The 3,627-nt window shown below is 40.2% G+C and carries 3 protein-coding genes; all 3 read left to right on the forward strand.

Features of this window, described 5'->3' with window-relative positions; all coding sequences use genetic code 11:
- Window positions 1-155: 155 nt before the first annotated feature.
- The 3 genes from NDI42_RS28715 to NDI42_RS28725 all read left to right on the forward strand — a co-directional run bounded on the left by NDI42_RS28715 (window position 156) and on the right by NDI42_RS28725 (window position 3,497).
- On the forward strand, window positions 156-416 hold the full coding sequence (locus NDI42_RS28715; RefSeq protein WP_190460664.1) for an FkbM family methyltransferase: 261 nt from the start codon (window positions 156-158) through the stop codon (window positions 414-416).
- Between the two features lie 1,337 nt (window positions 417-1,753).
- Window positions 1,754-2,719: a beta-1,6-N-acetylglucosaminyltransferase gene (locus NDI42_RS28720; protein WP_190460667.1), complete on the forward strand. Its 966-nt coding sequence runs from the start codon at window positions 1,754-1,756 to the stop codon at window positions 2,717-2,719.
- A gap of 415 nt (window positions 2,720-3,134) precedes the next feature.
- On the forward strand, window positions 3,135-3,497 hold the full coding sequence (locus tag NDI42_RS28725) for a beta propeller repeat protein (RefSeq protein WP_190460669.1): 363 nt from the start codon (window positions 3,135-3,137) through the stop codon (window positions 3,495-3,497).
- The last annotated feature ends 130 nt before the right edge of the window (window positions 3,498-3,627 follow it).

Consider the following 3,627-nt stretch of genomic DNA (forward strand, 5'->3'; position numbering starts at 1 on the left):
TCTGTCCATCATCAAAAGCTATGGCTCGATAAATGAGGAAAAACAAAAACTTATATTATTGTCGGCTTGAATCACTAATCAAGCCTTCTCTGGGTCTTCCATTATTTATTCAGCAAGCCCTAAGTAGCTTAGATAAATCATGCTGGGAAAGCCATATGCCTAATGCGCTCACAGAGACTATTACAGCTAAAACTCAAAGAGTTGATAATATATTGAAACCCTACTTAAAGATTCATTTTATAAAGGTAGATGCGGAAGGCGTAGAGTTGCAGGTTTTCAGAGGCGCTATCCAAACATTAAAGACCCATAAACCTTACATAGTTTTCGAGAGTGGTTTAATCGATGTTCAAGAATGGCAGGATGGCGAGTTGCAAAATGGCAAATGGTATGAAGCCGAATTTATGATTTCCTTGTAAATGAGTGAGCCCTGCAAATTTTTAAGCTTAAAAGTTGGTTAGAGGGTTTAACCCCACTCAGCCGGGATAAATTTCTTAAGTCTTCTACCTGGATTGCAGCATCGCCATAGCAACAGCTATACTCTGGCTGCTAGCCTACCCTTTTTACTACGAAATTGAGGCTTTTGCTTCCAAAATGACTGCGGCTTTCTGGCTAGCCGCATTTTTCAAGGCTAGCGCCTTGAAAAAAAATTTGGATAACGCAATGTGGAACTTTATCGATTGAACTCCGTCTTCACTAAAGGGGTATTTTACCTCGTTGAACTTACTCTTGCTTACCCAACCCCCATAAATCAAAAATCTTCCTGAACTTCCCCGGAAACGGGCCAACTAAAAGGGTAGAGGTCTTGCGGAAAATTGCACATCTTGCTGGGATAGGTTTTACCATCTATCCGAATTTGTGCAATATTGCTGCTTATTACGATTATTTTGCTCTTGGGGTATGAGTTGATTTTAACTTTAGTAGAAATAACCTTGACATTGAATGTCCCTCTTAAGGAGGAAGCCTGCTAGATTTTCATGTAACAAGATGTAGGGATGTTGAGGATTGTTAAAGTCTTGCAATAAAAAGTTGCAATAGTTGTTTCAGTCTGGTCATCGGTCTTTTAGATTGGGAGCTGTATTATGACCGTAGCTGTAAATATAAAAAGCTGGGTTCATCAAAGCCGTCATAGAAACCGGAGAACAGCCTATTTGTTTGGGTCAATGGCCGACTTCAACGTAATGTCTGAAGTTGAAGATACTACCCCTAGTTAATTAGGTTTGCATCAAGGTGGGACAAACAGCTAACTTGTGTTTGACTAGCCGCTCAAGGCAAAAACGCTTACTGCCAACCATTGTTTGTCGCAGGTTTACATTCATCGCGCTGCCATTGCTAATGTTGATTGCTTAATTTGTAGGAAAAGCACCTGTTATAACTCTATCTTGGGTGCGAATTATCTTGCAGATAAGTGGTTGACTAGGGTTTGTAATGAGCATTTTATAAGTCAAATCAGGGCTTTGCTTAGTAAAAAACGCATAGAGCTAACACTGCAACCTTATCGAAGCTTATTCCAACCTGTTAATATTTTAACTTAAATTTTTCAGGCGGAAAAGGATAGCTTTAGGATGATTGTCAGAAGTTTGGGTGTAATCGTATATACTAGCCGGCGTTTCATCGCTGTTGCAAAAGGTGTTTACCTTTTTGTGTATGTCCACTTTTATTTGTGTCCAACCAAAGGGATATACATCAGAGGGTTTTCGGTTCGTATAAGCGATGTTTTCACGTTAGACCAATTCATTTACTGGAGACTAAAATCATGAAAGTTCTGTATCTTATCCAAACTCATAAGAATCCAGAGCAAATTGACCGACTCATCCAAACAATTAAAAAGTCTAGTCCCAGTTCTCAAATATTAATTAGCCATGATGTTAAGGGCTGTGATTTAGACGTTTCAACCCTAGAGAAGCTGCCAGGAGTTAATGTAATTAAAAATGATGCTGTGGGAGTCAGAGGTGATTTTAGTTTGGTTCAAGCGTACTTGGATGCTATTGACTGGATATTGACTCATAATATTGACTTTGATTGGCTGATAAACCTCTCAGGCCAGGATTATCCTACTCAGCCACTTTCTGTACTTGAGAAGTTTCTTGCCGAAACTAAGTTTGATGGGTTTTTACAATATTGCGATACCTTCTCTAAAGATAGCTATTACGGTTTCAAAGAGAGCCGCGATCGCTATCTTTATCAATATTGGCACTCAGGGGTACAGTTTTCCAGATGGCAGCGGGGATTAGCCAAACCATTACGAGTTATTCTCAATAATGTTCAGCCTTTTGTTAAAATTGATACTTCTTATCAATTTTCAGTAGGTTTTCGGGCTTTTTCAAATCCGTTCAATCAAAATTTTGTGTGTTCCGGAGGCTCTTTTTTTAAAACTATTTCAAAAAACTGTGTTCGCTATTTACATGATTTTTCAAAAAATAACCAGGAGCTAGTTAATTACTACAAAAAAACGCGAAACCCTGATGAGTCTTTTATCCAAACTGTTTTAGTAAATAGTGGGTTATTCAATTTCTGTAATGACAATAAACGGTATATCGATTGGACTGGCACTCGGCACGGTCATCCTCGGCTACTCACAAGTCAGGATTACCCAGCAATAATTAAAAGCGATGCTCACTTTGCCAGAAAGTTTGATACAACCCAAGACAGCAAAATTCTGGATATGCTAGATGCCAGAGTATTACAACAGCAGAAAGCATTGAGCTTACAAATTAATTAATAGTTATCCCTGGAGATAGGTATGTCAACTATAATTCCAATTACGGAATTATAGTTGACATTTGCGTAAAATAATGGTTTTTTTGTGCCGCTAGTTGGTCAGCCCCGACTTTAGCTAATGTTAATGTTGGGACGGCGATGTTCCTTCGGGACAAATCCTTTCAGAGGTTCGCGCAACCAATTTTTGTGAGCTTATTGGTTTTCGCACCAAGAATTTTATTAGCCAATATAGCCTTCAAAATCATTACCAAGTCCGGTACTTATCAAAGCCGTATTATCTGGTCAAGCAGCCCGGATTGCCGTCATTGCCCTATTTGCTACAGTATCACTTCAGCAACTGTGGAATGCAAAAAGTATTGGCAACAGCGCATCGGGACAGGCAGAGGTAGTTACTTCCGAAGAAGAAATGGTATTCTGTGAAACCGGTTCCGGGAGTCGAGGGTGAGGTTTGGATCAACCTTAACAGCGATGGGCTTCACCGCTCGATGGACGGTGGCAAGACATTTGTGCCAATTACAGGAGTTAAGAGAGCTTATCTGTTTGCTTTCGGGAAGCCGCAGTCGGGAAGCACGATTCCAGCTCTGTATTTGTACGGTGAAATTAGGAATATGGGTCAGGGAATTTTCCGTTCTTTAGACCACGGAAAAACTTGGACAGAAATTGGAGATCGCTCACGGCCCATCGGCAAAAATCCCCAAGTAATGGAGGCAAGCAAACAGGTGTTTGGGCTCGTCTTCATTGGTACTGGCGGCAGGGGAATTTACTATGGGACTCGCTAGAACAGCAGTTAGTCTATTAGACCTCTTGCAAAAGTCGCTCAGGAAGATTTGATTTTGGGGAGGTAAAGCTCGTAATTGTAGAGAGCAGCAATCAGATTAAACCTTAAACTAAATCTTTTAAGGACGGTTT

This window comes from Funiculus sociatus GB2-C1 (assembly GCF_039962115.1).
In the GTDB taxonomy this organism is placed as follows: domain Bacteria; phylum Cyanobacteriota; class Cyanobacteriia; order Cyanobacteriales; family FACHB-T130; genus Funiculus; species Funiculus sociatus.

Excerpts from the sequence above, each read along its gene's own strand:
- NDI42_RS28715 (WP_190460664.1), top strand. The coding sequence starts at position 156 with ATGCCTAATGCGCTCACAGAGACTATTACAGCTAAAACTCAAAGAGTT.
- NDI42_RS28720 (WP_190460667.1), top strand. The coding sequence starts at position 1,754 with ATGAAAGTTCTGTATCTTATCCAAACTCATAAGAATCCAGAGCAAATT.